The following is a 15376-nucleotide window of genomic DNA, read 5'->3' as shown; positions in this document are numbered from 1 at the left end:
GATGAGTAAAAACTTACAAGTGGCTGTTATCTACATCATAACCCATTTAGGGTTGATATTCTTTGTGTATCCGACGGATATCTTAGCGAGTACACGTGAAGCCTATTGGATACCTGTTGGCTTAGGTTACCTCATCCATATTACCGTCATAGTTACTTATCTGAAGGGGCTTAGTTATTTTGGAAATCAGAATATCCTTCAAGTATTGATCAACAAGAATAAAGTAATTGTTTGGTTAACATTACTTCCTGTTTTTCTATATCTTTCATTGGTAATTGTGATTACAGTTAGGGCTTATGCTGAAATTATTTCAATTGTTTTTCTAGCTGACACACCGCTTTGGATTCTTATGTGTTTGTTGCTAGGGATTCCTGTATTTATGGTCATCCACGGTGGAGTAAGAGCACTATTAAGAGCAGGTCTTTTACTAGCGGTCCTGTTTCTTCCTCCCATGATATTTGTAATGGTTTCAACGTTTCAAAACATCGATCTGAATTATGCACTTCCACTGTTCCCCAAGGATCGTTCCAGGCTTTTCGCATTTCTAACTAACTTTTCGTATTATAAAAGCTTGTTTGCATTCGCGGGAGGCTTTCTATTTCTGGGCTTTATTCCCTCCTATATCACCTATAAACCCAAAACCATTTATCTAAGCAGCATTATTCTCTTCATTTTTTTCCTACTTTCGGTGTATATTCCTATCCTAACATTAGGGGAAGAAACCGCTAGACAGCTTGCATTCCCCTTTATTTTCACAATTGATACGATAGAAATTAACTGGCTGATGTTTGATCGGATTACGATTTTTTTTCTATTGAGTCAAATCGCGTTTGTCCTTCTTTTTATCGCAATGACCCTATGGCAAATCGTATGCTTAACCCGATGTTGTCTAAAAAAAATGAAAAATCACTATCTAGTAGCTGCCACTGCCATTGTCGTGTTCATCCTATGCTTGTTCATACCTGATTGGGTTCATGTTGAATTGCTGTTGCAGTGGAATTCATTTCTTAGATTGTATGTTTCAATCGTTGTTCCGGCTGTCATTTTCATAATAGGGTATCGACATCAAAAACAAGTCAGAGAGAGTTGACGTGAAGAATATGCTGAAATGGATCGTTGCCACACTCCTACTTTTTATTCTCACCGGCTGTTGGGACAACAAAGACATTAATCACCGCTCTTTACCGATCGCTATGGGTGTTTCTTTCAATGAAGGGAAATATACAGTGTATCTCGATATTCCAAAAGTAAGTGAAACTGATGCCATACAAGTTGTTTCGGATCGTGGTGATACGATTAACGAAATCATTGATCGCATTAGCATGAATATGGAGAGCGAAATTGATCTGCTCCATTTGAAAATCATTATTGTCGATAAAGAGTTTGCCAAACATGGGTTAAATGAAGGTGTGGCAAGCCTAATTCGTTCGCGGCATGTGTCCCCAAAAACATTGTTCGTCATTTGTGATGAATCGCCTGATCGTTTTTTTCAAAAAATGGATAGACATTCATATGACGGGACCCTAATTTATGATTTTTTTCAACGAAATAGTGGGTTGAGTCCTGAAATTGCCTATACGCAAACGTGGAAAATATTTAGGAGCATCCACTCCTTTACCAACGATGTGGTCATCCCCATCATCAAATCAGGAGATTCAACGGTGATAGAAAGCACAGGCTCGGCCATCATGAAGAATGGCAAAATGGTGGGACGACTAAGTAATGAAGAAACCTTGCTTATCAATGTGTTTAATGGGAAGCAAACGCAGGGAAAAATCGAAGTGATGGGTAAGGGGACCGTTCAAATTGTAAGTAACCATCTGATGCATCGGAGTACTTTGGTCAATAATCAGCCTACGTTGAAAAGTAAGCTAAGCTTAAAAGTAATCCTGATGGATACGAAAGGCAGTCCTTCGCTCGATTCGATTAAATCAGATTTGAACAAGCTGGTTCTAGAACGATTCGAACACTTATTTGAAAAAATTAAGCTAGAAGGCGCAGATGTCTTGGGAATAGGACAACATTTTCGGAATGATATGACACGATCACAACTGGAAGTTTGGCGAACAGAGTATTTTACAAATTTGAAAATTGATTTGCAGGTCAAAACAACGATTCGAAATACCGGGAATTTAAAAGCTACATAAACTTAGAAAATGGTGGACTAAGAAGCTGTCTCAGCAAGGTTTAAGAACCACTGCGGATGGCTTTTTTGCCCTGCAAAATAAGTTGATAAACAGCCAGAATTCTATGAGTTTCGTCCATGCATTGGTTTTTAGGGAACATATAATATAGAAAATAGAAACGGTTTCCGCTATGAAAGAGGACTGGATATTCATATTTTGGAGGTGTGACGCTTGTGGGCAAACTTGCCGAGTTAATGAATCATGTTGCCATTGTTGGTATGACGAATATCGAAAAAGTACAAGTTGAGTACTTAAACGAAACTGAATTGACAATAAAATTCAATATAGGTGACGGCGCAATTCAAAGAATATTCGAGTTTGATAAATTTGTTGCAACGGTTGATTGGGCTCAGGTCAAGGAAATTGATATTGAAGAGTACCGCGGAAGAGAAGTGAAACTTAGATTTTATGTGGCTGCGATAGGGCAGATCGGGGTAACAGGAGCTTCTGGAGAGACAGTAGAAATGGGAACTACGGGAAGTACAGGAACGGATGGAACTACAGGTGAAACAGGCGAAACAGGCGAAACAGGCGAAACAGGCGAAACAGGTGAAACTAGCGAAACTAGCGAAACTAGTGAAATTGGTGAGGAGATAGCTACGGATGCAACGGGGGAAATGGGTGTAACAGGTGAAAAAGGAACTACAGAAGCTACAGTTACTAGTCTTACAACAGGTAAGTTGAAAAGAAGAATCCGTCGATGGATCACAGCGGTGCGTATCTACTTTATTAAGAACACAAGAACATAGGATTAATTTACCTCACGATTATGTATAATGGTTCTAAACGACTATTATGATGAGGTGATGGCAATGATTCAAGTTAGAGTCTTTTCTAGTTCGAATAAAATGCTTGTACAAGATGATGCCAATAAATTCTTGGCTGGATTACCAGAATCATCCGTTGTCGATGTTAAGTTTTCCTCTTCGGATGGGTCTTTTGATATTTTAGTTACTTATAAATCGTAGATTTGGTACAACACAAAACGATACATAAACAGCCTTAGGACGATGGCAGTCCTAAGGCTGTTTATGTATCATAAGTTGATTTTCCTTCTAAAAATGTCAGTTATATGCTAGTTGACTTGATCAAAAAATAGCGTTATATTGTAGATGTAGTTAATCGACGATAAATGTTATCGACGTTATGTTTGGCGAGCCGCGCAATGGTTATGATCTGAATCGCGGCTGAACTACTTTCATCTGTGAAATATTGAAATGGCACAAAAATGATGCCCTTTTGCCGGCGCCAAGTGAATTTGCCATTATCACTCGGATTAAAAGAGGTTACCTAATACAAAATAAAGGAGTAATGACACATGGAAATGAGATTGGATTATACAAAAGTGCGCCCTGAATCTTTGCAAGCACTATTAAAATTGGAAGGGTATGTGAAGAAAAGCGGTCTTGACCCTAAACTGGTGGAGTTGATTAAACTTCGTGCCTCTCAAATCAACGGCTGCGCCTATTGTCTGGATATGCACTCCAAAGATGCGCGTGCGATGGGAGAAACGGAACAGCGAATTTATTTGCTCAACGCTTGGAGGGAAGCACCATTCTACACAGAATCTGAGCGAGCAGCACTTGCATTAACAGAAGCTGTGACCCAAATCTCTATTGGTGGTGTATCGGAGGAGTTGTTTGAGAAAGTCCGTAGACATTTCGATGAAGAACAGTTTGTTGATTTGATCATGGCAATTAATGCGATTAACGCTTGGAATCGTATAGCGATTTCAACAGGTATGATCCCTGGCGATTATCAGCCACCAGCAACGAAGTAAAGATCTTCTAAGGTGAACTCACTAATTGTTTGAATGATGATACCTAATACAAAATAAAGGAGTAATGACACATGGAAATTAGATTGGATTATACAAAAGTGCGCCCTGAATCTTTGCAAGCACTATTAAAATTGGAAGGGTATGTGAAGAAAAGCGGTCTTGACCCTAAACTGGTGGAGTTGATTAAACTTCGTGCCTCTCAAATCAACGGCTGCGCCTATTGTCTGGATATGCACTCCAAAGATGCGCGTGCGATGGGAGAAACGGAACAGCGAATTTATTTGCTCAACGCTTGGAGAGAAGCACCATTCTACACAGAATCTGAGCGAGCAGCACTTGCATTAACAGAAGCTGTGACCCAAATCTCTATTGGTGGTGTATCGGAGGAGTTGTTTGAGAAAGTCCGTAGACATTTTGATGAAGAACAGTTTGTTGATTTGATCATGGCAATTAATGCGATTAACGCTTGGAATCGTATAGCGATTTCAACAGGTATGATCCCTGGCGATTATCAGCCACCAGCAACGAAGTAAAGATCTTGAAGGGGAACTCACCGAGGACGAAGCTATAACGTATGTGAGTCCTATGGAGAAGTTAATAGAACGAATGCAGCCCGCCTTTAGATCAAGGTTGAGCTGCTTTTTTCTAAAGACGCGGATAAAGTGGCTAAGGTTCATTTGACAATTAATTGTTTCGAAGGAGAGTCAAGATGAATAATTATAAAATTCTGCTGTTTGATCTAGACGATACTTTGTTAGATTTTGGCGCTAACGAAATGGACTCATTAACGAAGTTGTTTGAACACTTTGGATACACGTTATCTGACGAATTGTTTCAAGTTTATAATAGTGTGAATAGGCGACTATGGGCCGATTACGAAAATGGAAAGGTTACATTAGAAGTTGTGCTCAACAATAGATTCTCTGAAACGATGTTAAACCTCGGTACAGTTGTTGATGGCCTGGAATGGGAAGAGAAATATAGAGATTTGTTAGGGAACGGCAGTCAGCTTATGGAAGGTGCTTTAGAAGTGTGCCAGAGGTTATCAGCGTCCCATCGACTGTTCGTAATTACGAACGGGATAACAATAACACAGAAAAAGCGATTAAAGCAGGCAGGTCTATATGAATTTTTTGAAGATATTTTTGATTCGCAAAGTATTGCCTTTCAAAAGCCTTCTAAAGAATTCTTCAATCATATCATGAACCGTATCCCAGATTTCAATAAGGAAGAAGCACTTATCATTGGCGATACACTGAATACGGATATTAGAGGCGGGATCTTGTCCGGTATTGATACGTGTTGGATGAACCAAAAGAATCAAGAACTAAATGATGAAATTAAAAGTACCTACACGATCACCAACTTAGTAGAACTATATGATATTTGTTGATCGTGCACTTATAAATTAATAAAATGTATTCACCTCAAAAATCTCCAAAATGACTGATAATAATTATCATTATTGGTTACAATAGACGTAGATACATAAAAAGAGGCCCAAACGGCCTCTTTTTACTCCAATTGTTACATCAGCTTGTTTCGTGTGAGAAAGGAATTAAACTTTGGATTCAAACGTACGACAATCCGTTTCTTCTGCATTGCGCGCTTGATTGCTACCGTGGTGACTCACGATGGAAATCGAACTAGCGCTGCACTTGTTCCCATTAGACCAGTATTTGCAGGAATTCACTTCACACATTACATCTTTTGCCATGTCCTTTTCACCTCCCCTACCTCATAGGGTGGGCGAAAGGGACCTCTTTTTATACATCGCATTCAAAATAGATTTCACATCCCTATTCACACCTACACAGATCATCTTCATATACTTGAAGTAAGAGATCAAAGATTTCAAGGGGATGAAGATATGGCCGGGAAGGATGAGCTTCAAACCTGTGTCAGATGCAAGTACGTTGCAGGGAAAGAAGACAGGTACTGCATACGTTGTGGGGCGCCGCTCAAGAATAAATGTACGAAAGAAAAATCCCTGATGCATAAGGGTTGTTATAAGGTTAACAAAGCGGATGCGAAGTACTGCGCGGATTGTGGGACGGAGACGACGTTCAGTCAATTGGGGTTTATATAATAAAAAACCTGAGATAAGGACCTTGTCCTTATCTCAGGTTATTGTCTTTTCTTCTGTAATGATTCCAATTTACTTCTTCTGCAGCACTGCCTGCCATAAATCAGCTGAATCATAGCCTAGACGCCAAGCAGCGACACCTGCGATGTCGTACTTTTTGGCGATGTCCATACGCGCTGTAACAGTCGCTTGATTCTCTAGCCAGAGAACGTACGTGTAGCCATTCTCTTTGTATTCTACACGGTATTGTCCAAATTCACTGTCCCATGTTTGGGTGGTTGATTTCGAAGCCATTAAAGCAGGAATGTCTTTCATGAGTACGGTGCGGTTACCAACCAATGCACCTTTGGCATCCAACTGCCATTCACGTACATAGTAGGGAATGCCAAGAATGATTTTATCACGTGGAATACCGTAGGATAGGAACTCTTGAACGCCCCCATCTGCCCAAGGAATACCCGCAACGGAGCCTGGCGATGTGCTACCCTTCCAATACTGGTCGTAAGCCATGATGACGACGTAATCAACAATGGCACCGATTTTCTCATGGTCAAATGCGGATAGATGATTCCATTTCACGCTGCCGCGCGGCAGATCAATGGAGATGACTAAGCCTTTGGCATGCGCAGCTGAGGTTAATTTGGAAATAAACGCTGAGAACGCATTGCGATCCGAACCTGCTAAACTTTCGAAATCCACATTGATGCCTGGAACACCCAACTGGACAGATCGGTTAACCAAGGCGGTAATGAACTTGTCCTGAGCTGCAGTATTCGCCAAAAATTGTGTGGTTAAAGTTGAGCTAAATTGGTTACTAACTAGTGGATAGACGGTATAGCCATTTTTCTGCAGCCATTTGACCGTATCGACATTCGACGTATCCTTCAAATTGCCAGTGTTGTCTGCCAATTCGAAATAAGAAGGAGAATCGACATCAAGTCCAAGTGTGTTAGACACATGAGCTTTAATCGTCTCTGCACCTGAACTGCCATTCCAGCCCCAGACTTGAAGTTTTTTGAAATTATCCCATAACATCCGATGCTCCAAGGTTTGAATAGAAGCATTACTGTACTGTTTACCATAAGATAGAGCTTCCGGTAAGGTTTTAAACTCACCAATCAGATTCGTACTTTGATACACTTGATATGACGCATAGTTGTTCCAAATTTTTCGACCTTCTCGGTAAATGGCGCTATGTCCCCATAGCTTTGCATAATTGATGGCGTCATCAATGGAAGTGAATTCCTCGAGAAAAGCGTCATTTTGAAAAACTTTATATGTTTTAAGATTGCTGTAAACCGTTTGTTTGGTGTTGATATTTACGACAGTGGAGTTCCCCCAATTAAGAGCTTCTTTAATCGCATCTTCCAAAGAGGCAAATCCCCAATTAGGCGCTGAAAAAGTTCCTTGATACACCTTGTATAGCACGCTGCCCGCGCTGTTTGCTGCTTTTTCAGCTTGCGGGATGTTATCCCATACCCACTTATTCGAATTCAAATCGATAATATGAGCGCCGCCCCACTTTTTAGCCTCAGCGATGGCATCAGGTAAACTAGTAAACTTCCATGAATCTTGTGAAATCTCATTTTGATAGACTTGGAAACGGGCATAATTGTTCCACACCCAACCCGTGGACTGCAAATCCCGCACACTCGCGTTCGTCCATTTTTTTGCTTCAGCGATGGCTTCATTCAGAGTCGCGAATTGCCATTCCGGCAGGGTGAGATCTTGCTGATAGACTTGATAGCGAGGGAAATTGCTCCAAATCCAAATACGAGTGCCAATTTCTTCAACATGACTGTTCGAAAACCATTTCGCATACGCTTCGGCCTGTGTATACGTTGCAAATTCCATGAGTACTTGATTGTACTGAAAGACGCGGTATTTCGTCGTTTTGTCTATACTAGATGGACCATTGCTTGCTGCGAAAACTGTTGAAGGCACCGTCATGGAGAGTAGTAATGTGCCGCTAAGTAACCATTTTCCTATTTTCATTCATTCCGCCTCTTTCTAGTAAGCTACTCTATTGGACGCATGAAAAGGTAGATTGGTTGCGCTTTCGACCCCATGGAAGTTCATGGATAAAGCATGAAGTTGGACGATGACCCGACTTTTTAGTAACATATGGAGAGAATGGTTTAACCGTGATGAACTTAAAGGTGAGGGGATTTCAAATGACGCAATATCCAGAGGCATACACCGATTATTTATGTTATTTTCACGGAGAGCGGGATTATTTCGAATGTCATGAAGTTATGGAAGAGTATTGGAAGGAGCATCCCAGTGATCCGGCGAGGTTAACGTACGTAGGACTTATTCAAATTGCTGTAGGGATGTATCACAGTCGTAGAGGAAATTACGCAGGTGCTGTGAAAATGCTGCAAAGTGCTGCGAAAAATCTGCAAGCTGAAGATGTGCGCACCTTGGGGTTGGACGATGTGGAACTGCAAGCAAGAATTGCGCAAGCATGGCAAGCGATCGGAACTGACAATTACCAATTTGTCGATATGAATTTGCCTATTGCAGATCCTGAGCTACAGGATTTATGTATGGAATTATGCCAGCTCAAGGGTTGGACTTGGCAAGCGCCGAGCCGGCTGTCTGACGAAATGATCATTCATAAGCATACGCGAAGAGATCGGACTGAAGTGATTGAAGAGAGGGCAAGACAACATCATATTCGAAAGGAATTAGGTGGCAAGGAATGAGTTCAGAGGGTAAAATTCTAGTCGTTGAAGATGAACCTAATATTTCTGAAGTTGTCAGACTCTATTTGGAGCATTCGAATTATGAAGCGATTCAATTGTTTCGCGGCGGAAATGTACTTAAAACAATCATAAGTGAGCGGCCATGCTTGGTATTGCTCGACATCATGCTCCCAGATGTATCTGGCTATGAATTGTGTGAGCAAATTCGAAAAATGGATGCTCCATATCATCACACCCCGATCATTTTCCTAACGGCAAAAGGGGAGTCCTTGGATAAGCTGAGAGGTTTTAATTTGGGAGTCGACGATTATTTAGTGAAGCCATTTGATCCGAATGAGCTGATTGCGCGTATTAAAGCTGTGCTACGCAGAACCTTGCAAGTGCCAGCAGATATGACTGGGCCACAAAGCTCACCACGTAAATGGTTGGAAATGGGCAATATTATGATCGATTTGGAGCAGTATCGTGTAACGGTTGATGGCAACCGAATCGAATTAACGCCGAAAGAAATTGAGCTTCTATTTTTTTTAATGAGCAACCCAGGACGTGTATTTACACGCGAGGATTTGCTCGGGTATGTGTGGAACTTTGATTTTACAGGAGGCACTCGGACCGTGGATGCGCATGTGAAAAACCTTCGGAAGAAGCTAGGTCAGCACGAGACGTGGAATATCCAAACGCTGTGGGGAATTGGGTACTCATTTGAGGTTGTACAGCATGCTTAAACGTTGGGTCATGGGGAAATACAATAGCTTATATATTAAAATTTTCCTCTCCTTTCTAGCGACCTGTGTGCTTTTTTTTATTGGTCTATTCGTCTTTTGGAATTATTATTTTACAGATCTCTTCTATAAGGATAAAATCGAGCTTCTGGAAAAAAGAAATACGGAAATTACCCGCCTATTGAATTCGGTTCAGGATGGCACGATTTCTATCCGTGAATTGAAATATACCGTTCGAATTCTCGCTAGAAGTATTAATGGACAAGTCTGGCTCGTAGATGAGAAAGGCAATATCAGCAACGGTTCATCGGATAGTGAAGGAAGAGCCATTCCCAAACAGATGGACGCGTTGTTTATTGATGGTTTGCATGGTCGCACAGGGCATAGCATGATTAGTCTGGAAACGCCGGAAGGGAAACGAAACTTATTTGCCTTCTACGCTCCGTATCAATTAAACGAACAGCCGATGGTTATTATTCTTCATTTCCCATCAGGTGATGTTCGTGAAGTCATTTCAGCGGTTCGTCTGAATATTTTATTACCGCTCTTGTTTTCGCTTATTGCAGTTGGTTTTATCCTGTTCGTTGTTTCCCGTAAGCTCGCAGGGCCGCTGCAACAGATGAATCGTGCCGCCTTGGAGCTAGCACATGGAGATTTCAAGACGCGTGTTCCCGTCAATTCGCAGGATGAAGTGGGACAGTTGGCGAAAAGCTTTAATTTCATGGTGGAGAAACTGGAGGAGTGGGAGGAGACGAGGCAAGAATTTCTCGCCAATGTCTCTCATGAGCTCAGATCACCGTTAACAACATTACGTGGTTTCATCATTGCTATGAATGATCATATTATTCCACAGGAAAAATACCCGCACTATTTAACCATTTGTGAACAAGAGGTGCAGCGTTTGCAACGGTTAGTAGCGGATCTTCTAGACCTTGCCCAGATTCAAAATGGCGTGGATGTATTTCGGCTGCGACCCGTCGATATGATCGAATTATTGGAGGATTCAATGGAACTCTTGAAGCCTGCAATGAAAGTGAAACACATTTCCCTGCACCTCATTCTACCTGATACACATGTTAAAGGATGTTACATACAGTTAGACCCAGATCGTTTTGCCCAAATCATCCATAATCTCATCTATAATTCGTTGAAGTTCACCCCAGAAGGGGGTACAGTGACACTCGCATTAGAAGAGAATGAGAAAGAAGTCCATTTGTATATTCGAGACACAGGGGCAGGGATGACGGCTTCCGAATTATCTCGAATTTGGGATCGATTCTATAAGGCTGATGAAGCTAGAACGTCCAAAGCAGACGGTATTTCGGGGACGGGGTTAGGTCTTACAATAGTGAAGCATTTAGTCACGGGGATGCATGGTACAATAAACGCTCGCTCCCGTGTTGGGGAAGGGACAGAGTTTCATATCGTATTTCCTAGAAGAGTTTAAAGTGTTCACAAAATTGTCACAATTTTATCATACTTCATACACATATTTCGCCTATCCTGTTGCTGATGGATAGGTTTTTTTGTGGAGGTGTATGTTGGTTGAGCAGCAGTACACGCAATAGTTTGCTGTGTGTAATCCTCACGACCTTCTTGTTAGTCGGTTGTACCAGACAGAGTATCGGACAGGTTGGATCCTCTGCCACTGTGGCCCCGTCTATGCCTGCTTCAGCCCAAGTCTCGCAAGAGACCCCTGCGGCAGAAGATGTACAAAATGTAACGGAGCAGCAGCTAGTTATGCTATTTCAAGGGTTAATCGTGATGGATCGACAACCGTTATTAGCACTGACAGCAGAGCAATCTCGATCCATTTTGCCCATTGTTCGCAAGAGTGAAGAAGAAGGAAGTATTGACGAATCCGAGCGTAAAGCAGTCATCCAAGTGTTAACGAAAGAGCAGAAAGCTTATCTGGATGAACAATCGAAGCAATTGAAGCAGCGTATCGCAGAACGAGTGAAAGCTCATAGGGAAGCGTTGACAGCGGCGGAGAGGGAGCGATATGTAACCGCTTTCGAAAAGAGGAGGAAGTCCGAACAGCAGGTTGAAGCTGGTGTCTCAGAGCGTGTCAACAGTGATACGTCCATTCCTGATTCACGTGGATTAGGGATCAGCGTAGAGCAGCAATTAATCGAATTACTGGTTTCGAAGTCGTAAGATTGCGTACAAGCGTACAATTGCTAAGGGGGAAGTATCAGAATGAAATTTTTTCGCAGTAAATGGTTCATCGTGATTGTGGCAATCCTCGTTTGTGCTGGCGGTTCCTATGCGTATCTATCGAAAGGAAAGAAATCGAAAGCAGCAGAGGCGAAAGAAGTTACGGTCGATGTCAAAAAAGGGAACATTCGCTCCTCCGTTTCGGGAACTGCCCAATTTGAACCGAAGGATACCCAAACGATTTCGTCTACAGAAAATGCTCTCATCAAATCGATTAACCTGACTCGTAATCAAACAGTTAAAGCGGGAGATGTTCTGATCGAGCTGACAAGCTCCAACTTGGAAAACGATCTTCAGGATAACATAACGACTTATGAGCAATTGGAGAAAGATTTGAACACGAAGCAGCAACAAAGAGGAATAACTGGCGTTACTGCACCGATTAGCGGGAAATTAACGTATGCCAATATTGATGTAGGCACAACGATTAATAAATCGACGAAAATCGCTACGATTGGCGATGCGAGTACATTAACCATTACCTTGCCATTTTTTGTCGAGGATGCTGCACAACTACATAAAGGCGATACCATAGACATAACGGTGGATGGCTTCATGATCACCAAAACAGGAACAATAGCAGCCATTTCCAAAGATCCGAAATCGGATGGTAAGGGTGGCAAGCTTGTTGATATCGATATTCAAATTAAGAATGACAATTCCATGGATGCAGGTTTGAATGCAATGGGATCTGCGACGATTGGCGGACGTACAGTTGATTCGCAGGGGAAAGCAGCACTTCAGTACGTGCAAGTTGCTACAGTTCTCGCAGGAACGACGGGTAGTATCTCCACATTGCCTTTCAAAACAGGTGTAATTGTACATCAAGGAGATCTGCTTGCAGCCTTCCTTAATGATACCTTAGATGATGATATAACTACGGCTCAAGCTGCACTAGAGCGTCAGAAGCTGAAAGTTGATGCGGCACAAGATCGCGTAACCGGATTGAAAATTCTTGCTCCTTTCGATGGTGTATTCTCGACAGATTTCGTAAATAAAAAAGTGGATATTCTGGCCAACTTCCGACCAGGTACAAGAGTTCAAAGCGGTACGCAGTTTGGTACTGTTGCAAGTTTTGCCAAAATGCAGCTTCCCGTGCAAGTGGATGAGCTAGATTTACCTAATATTAAAGTAGGCATGAAAGCTGAAATTAAGGTCGACTCGTTCCCAGGACGTCCATTCCCAGCTGAGGTGACACAAGTTTCTACGGTAGGTACCACAACGAATGGTGTTACTTTCTACGATGTCATTTTGGCGACTGAGAACAAAGATAATTTGTTGAAGTATGGGATGACGGCAACTGGTGAAATCTTGATTCAAGATAAAAAAGATGTGCTCTATATCCCGCCAGAAGCGCTTCAACTGCAACGCGGTAAACGAGTTGTTACGGTGAAGAAAGCGGATGGAACAACAGAACCTGAGCATGAAGTGAAAATTGGTATTCGTTCCACAACGCAAATTGAGATTACGGAAGGTCTTAAAGAAGGCGATAAAGTCGTATTGCCTGCTGCTGTAAGAAGACAGCAAAATTTAAGCCAAGACGAAATTAATCGCTTAAGACAGCAATTCCAGCAAGGTGGCGGAGCTGGTGGAGCAGGCGGCTTTGGTGGCGGCGGTGGCTTCCAACAAGGTGGTGCAGGTGGAGCTGGCGGCGCAGCCGGTGGTGGTAATGCCGGAGGCGGGGCTGCACAGCGTACCCAAGTTGGCGGTAATGCTGGTGGCGGCGGTAACAGATAATGCTGCCCTGAAAGGAGCTGGTGCGGGATGAATATCATTGAACTAAAAGATATTACGAAAACCTATAGGCGCGGCGAGGAAGATCTTCCCATTCTCCGCAATATATCTTTATCTGTCGCCGAGGGTGATTTTGTCGCCATTATCGGTCCAAGCGGATCCGGCAAATCAACCTTGATGAATACAATCGGTTTATTGGACATACCGAGCTCAGGCAGCTACACGTTAGACGGTGTTGTAACGGAGCGTATGAGTGACAATGAGCTGGCGGAGCTGAGAAATCAGAAGATCGGCTTTATCTTTCAGCAATTTAATTTGTTGCCTCGTTTAACCGCGATGGAGAACGTTGAACTGCCGATGATCTATGCTGGCATTTCGAAGAAAGAGCGTAAGGAACGTGCGAATGCGATGTTGAAAATGCTTGGCATGGGCGAACGTGGTCATCACCGGCCAAGTGAGTTGTCAGGCGGTCAGCAGCAGCGGGTAGCCATTGCGCGTGCACTGGCCATCTCTCCTTCGCTGATTCTAGCGGATGAGCCGACAGGTGCTTTGGACTCTCGTACAGGAGAGGAAGTACTGGAGCTTATCTTGCAATTGAATGCTCAAGGGAACACCATTGTTCTTATCACGCATGATCATCATATCGCGGATAATGCGAAGCGTGTCGTTGCCCTTCGTGACGGTGTCATCGTGGACGATTATCGGAATGACACGAAGAAGCCGCAATTGCAGCAAGAGGTGAGCGTATGAAGGTAAGTGAACTGATTCGGATGTCGCTTCGGACGATCATCTCGAGTCCACTGCGTACATTTCTGACCATGCTCGGCGTTATTATTGGTGTCAGCTCAGTTGTAACACTCGTTTCCATTGGGCAAGGAACATCAGAAGCCATTGCGAAGCAATACGAGAACATGGGAACGAATTTGCTGGTCGTAACAGCTACGGGGAACGGGCGTGCGACTCAGTTGAGCTATGATGATCTGATGAATTTCGAGAATTTCCCGGAATTCAAATCCATTGCTCCAACGATGTCGAAGAACGGCTCTAATGTGAAGTATGATCGCACACAAGAAAAATATAACGTGCTGGGGACGAATGATCGCTATTTCGACATCATTAAAGCCAGTATTGATAAAGGTCGAAATTTGTCTCCGACAGATCTTGAGTTTCGTTCTAACGTCGCGATCTTAGGCAGTGAAGTGACGAAAAAATTCTTTGGGACACTGGATCCAGTTGGCGAAAACATCAACATTGATGGTGTTGTTTTCAGCGTCATCGGGACATTGAAAGAAAAGGGTTCTAACATTGGGGGAGCTTCGGTAGACAGCTCTGTCATCGTACCCCTAGAATCCGCCAGACGTCAATTTAAGCTGGGACAGATTCGAACAACTTATGTTGAAGCACCAACAAAAGACGATATTTATACCGCACAGGAAACAATGAAACAATACCTGACGTATAAGTTCAAAAGTGATACCGGCTTTGTGTTAACGAACCAGGACGAGCTATTGAAAGCACGGACAGAAGCAACCAATACCCTTACGAATCAATTAGTGGCGGTTGCATTGATTTCCTTGCTCGTCGGAGGAATCGGGATCATGAATATTATGCTCGTAACCGTAAGTGAGCGGACGCGTGAAATTGGGATTCGCAAATCGATTGGTGCTAAACGTCGCAATATTTTGCTCCAATTTCTAGTTGAAGCGGTTGTGATCAGTGGCATGGGCGGTTTAATCGGACTCTTGCTCGGGATTGGTTTCTCCTATGCTTTGCCGTATTTCAGCCCGAAACAATCGACCAGCCTTTCCTTTAATGTAGGTCTTTATTCGTTCTTATTCTCTGTATTAGTCGGTGTGGTATTCGGTTTATATCCGGCTAACAAAGCATCCAAGCTGCGTCCGATTGACGCATTGCGTTCTGACTAATTGTAACTACAAGGAGGA

At 42.7% G+C, this 15376-nt stretch carries 16 protein-coding genes; 14 read left to right on the top strand and 2 right to left on the bottom strand.

Features of this window, described 5'->3' with window-relative positions; genetic code table 11:
* Window position 1 precedes the first annotated feature (1 nt).
* The 7 genes from AC58QM_RS05010 (at window position 2) to AC58QM_RS04980 (ending at window position 5359) form a co-directional block, all read left to right on the top strand.
* Window positions 2-1090 carry a GerAB/ArcD/ProY family transporter gene (locus AC58QM_RS05010; RefSeq protein WP_497281926.1) on the top strand — a complete coding sequence of 363 codons (1089 nt, stop codon included), beginning with the start codon at window positions 2-4 and terminating at the stop codon, window positions 1088-1090.
* A gap of 10 nt (window positions 1091-1100) precedes the next feature.
* A complete protein-coding gene (locus AC58QM_RS05005; protein ID WP_497282759.1) occupies window positions 1101-2147 on the top strand; it encodes a Ger(x)C family spore germination protein in 1047 nt (348 codons plus the stop codon).
* 212 nt (window positions 2148-2359) lie between these two features.
* Window positions 2360-2935 carry a hypothetical protein gene (locus tag AC58QM_RS05000; protein ID WP_497281925.1) on the top strand — a complete coding sequence of 192 codons (576 nt, stop codon included), beginning with the start codon at window positions 2360-2362 and terminating at the stop codon, window positions 2933-2935.
* A 63-nt stretch (window positions 2936-2998) separates the two neighbouring features.
* Complete coding sequence (locus AC58QM_RS04995; protein ID WP_397340217.1) at window positions 2999-3154, top strand: sporulation protein Cse60; 156 nt, start codon at window positions 2999-3001, stop codon at window positions 3152-3154.
* Window positions 3155-3504: 350 nt separating this feature from the next.
* Window positions 3505-3966: a carboxymuconolactone decarboxylase family protein gene (locus tag AC58QM_RS04990; protein WP_497281924.1), complete on the top strand. Its 462-nt coding sequence runs from the start codon at window positions 3505-3507 to the stop codon at window positions 3964-3966.
* A gap of 71 nt (window positions 3967-4037) precedes the next feature.
* A complete protein-coding gene (locus AC58QM_RS04985; RefSeq protein WP_497281922.1) occupies window positions 4038-4499 on the top strand; it encodes a carboxymuconolactone decarboxylase family protein in 462 nt (153 codons plus the stop codon).
* Between the two features lie 176 nt (window positions 4500-4675).
* The gene (locus tag AC58QM_RS04980) at window positions 4676-5359 is read left to right on the top strand and encodes a YjjG family noncanonical pyrimidine nucleotidase (protein ID WP_497281920.1); all 684 of its coding nucleotides are present in this window, start codon (window positions 4676-4678) and stop codon (window positions 5357-5359) included.
* A gap of 165 nt (window positions 5360-5524) precedes the next feature.
* On the opposite strand, the gene AC58QM_RS04975 is transcribed toward AC58QM_RS04980, so the two are convergent.
* Window positions 5525-5683: a DUF1540 domain-containing protein gene (locus AC58QM_RS04975; protein ID WP_497281918.1), complete on the bottom strand. Its 159-nt coding sequence runs from the start codon at window positions 5681-5683 to the stop codon at window positions 5525-5527.
* Between the two features lie 441 nt (window positions 5684-6124).
* Window positions 6125-8047 carry a glycosyl hydrolase family 18 protein gene (locus AC58QM_RS04970; protein WP_497281916.1) on the bottom strand — a complete coding sequence of 641 codons (1923 nt, stop codon included), beginning with the start codon at window positions 8045-8047 and terminating at the stop codon, window positions 6125-6127.
* Between the two features lie 179 nt (window positions 8048-8226).
* Here AC58QM_RS04970 and AC58QM_RS04965 point away from each other — a divergent pair, with 179 nt between their 5' ends.
* The 7 genes from AC58QM_RS04965 (at window position 8227) to AC58QM_RS04935 (ending at window position 15358) form a co-directional block, all read left to right on the top strand.
* The gene (locus AC58QM_RS04965) at window positions 8227-8760 is read left to right on the top strand and encodes a DUF309 domain-containing protein (RefSeq protein WP_497281914.1); all 534 of its coding nucleotides are present in this window, start codon (window positions 8227-8229) and stop codon (window positions 8758-8760) included.
* Window positions 8757-9485: a response regulator transcription factor gene (locus AC58QM_RS04960; protein WP_497281912.1), complete on the top strand. Its 729-nt coding sequence runs from the start codon at window positions 8757-8759 to the stop codon at window positions 9483-9485. Before AC58QM_RS04965 ends, AC58QM_RS04960 begins: the two co-directional genes overlap by 4 nt.
* The gene (locus tag AC58QM_RS04955; protein WP_497281910.1) at window positions 9478-10929 is read left to right on the top strand and encodes a sensor histidine kinase; all 1452 of its coding nucleotides are present in this window, start codon (window positions 9478-9480) and stop codon (window positions 10927-10929) included. Before AC58QM_RS04960 ends, AC58QM_RS04955 begins: the two co-directional genes overlap by 8 nt.
* A 98-nt stretch (window positions 10930-11027) precedes the next feature.
* Window positions 11028-11639, top strand: a complete 612-nt coding sequence (locus AC58QM_RS04950; RefSeq protein ID WP_497281908.1) for a hypothetical protein — start codon at window positions 11028-11030, stop codon at window positions 11637-11639.
* 42 nt (window positions 11640-11681) lie between these two features.
* Window positions 11682-13436, top strand: a complete 1755-nt coding sequence (locus tag AC58QM_RS04945; RefSeq protein ID WP_497281906.1) for an efflux RND transporter periplasmic adaptor subunit — start codon at window positions 11682-11684, stop codon at window positions 13434-13436.
* A 27-nt stretch (window positions 13437-13463) separates the two neighbouring features.
* Window positions 13464-14183, top strand: a complete 720-nt coding sequence (locus tag AC58QM_RS04940; RefSeq protein ID WP_497281904.1) for an ABC transporter ATP-binding protein — start codon at window positions 13464-13466, stop codon at window positions 14181-14183.
* Window positions 14180-15358, top strand: coding sequence for an ABC transporter permease (locus AC58QM_RS04935; protein WP_497281902.1), 1179 nt, complete (start codon window positions 14180-14182; stop codon window positions 15356-15358). The genes AC58QM_RS04940 and AC58QM_RS04935 overlap by 4 nt, the downstream gene beginning before the upstream one ends.
* Window positions 15359-15376: the final 18 nt, after the last annotated feature.

Source organism: Paenibacillus sp. J22P165 (genome assembly GCF_059692015.1).
This window is presented reverse-complemented; position numbering and strand designations above follow the sequence as displayed.

Coding starts and splice junctions, on each gene's coding strand:
- AC58QM_RS05010 (WP_497281926.1), top strand. CDS start 2: ATGAGTAAAAACTTACAAGTGGCTGTTATCTACATCATAACCCATTTA.
- AC58QM_RS05005 (WP_497282759.1), top strand. CDS start 1,101: ATGCTGAAATGGATCGTTGCCACACTCCTACTTTTTATTCTCACCGGC.
- AC58QM_RS04995 (WP_397340217.1), top strand. CDS start 2,999: ATGATTCAAGTTAGAGTCTTTTCTAGTTCGAATAAAATGCTTGTACAA.
- AC58QM_RS04990 (WP_497281924.1), top strand. CDS start 3,505: ATGGAAATGAGATTGGATTATACAAAAGTGCGCCCTGAATCTTTGCAA.
- AC58QM_RS04985 (WP_497281922.1), top strand. CDS start 4,038: ATGGAAATTAGATTGGATTATACAAAAGTGCGCCCTGAATCTTTGCAA.
- AC58QM_RS04980 (WP_497281920.1), top strand. CDS start 4,676: ATGAATAATTATAAAATTCTGCTGTTTGATCTAGACGATACTTTGTTA.
- AC58QM_RS04975 (WP_497281918.1), bottom strand. CDS start 5,683: ATGGCAAAAGATGTAATGTGTGAAGTGAATTCCTGCAAATACTGGTCT.
- AC58QM_RS04970 (WP_497281916.1), bottom strand. CDS start 8,047: ATGAAAATAGGAAAATGGTTACTTAGCGGCACATTACTACTCTCCATG.
- AC58QM_RS04965 (WP_497281914.1), top strand. CDS start 8,227: ATGACGCAATATCCAGAGGCATACACCGATTATTTATGTTATTTTCAC.
- AC58QM_RS04960 (WP_497281912.1), top strand. CDS start 8,757: ATGAGTTCAGAGGGTAAAATTCTAGTCGTTGAAGATGAACCTAATATT.
- AC58QM_RS04955 (WP_497281910.1), top strand. CDS start 9,478: ATGCTTAAACGTTGGGTCATGGGGAAATACAATAGCTTATATATTAAA.
- AC58QM_RS04945 (WP_497281906.1), top strand. CDS start 11,682: ATGAAATTTTTTCGCAGTAAATGGTTCATCGTGATTGTGGCAATCCTC.
- AC58QM_RS04940 (WP_497281904.1), top strand. CDS start 13,464: ATGAATATCATTGAACTAAAAGATATTACGAAAACCTATAGGCGCGGC.
- AC58QM_RS04935 (WP_497281902.1), top strand. CDS start 14,180: ATGAAGGTAAGTGAACTGATTCGGATGTCGCTTCGGACGATCATCTCG.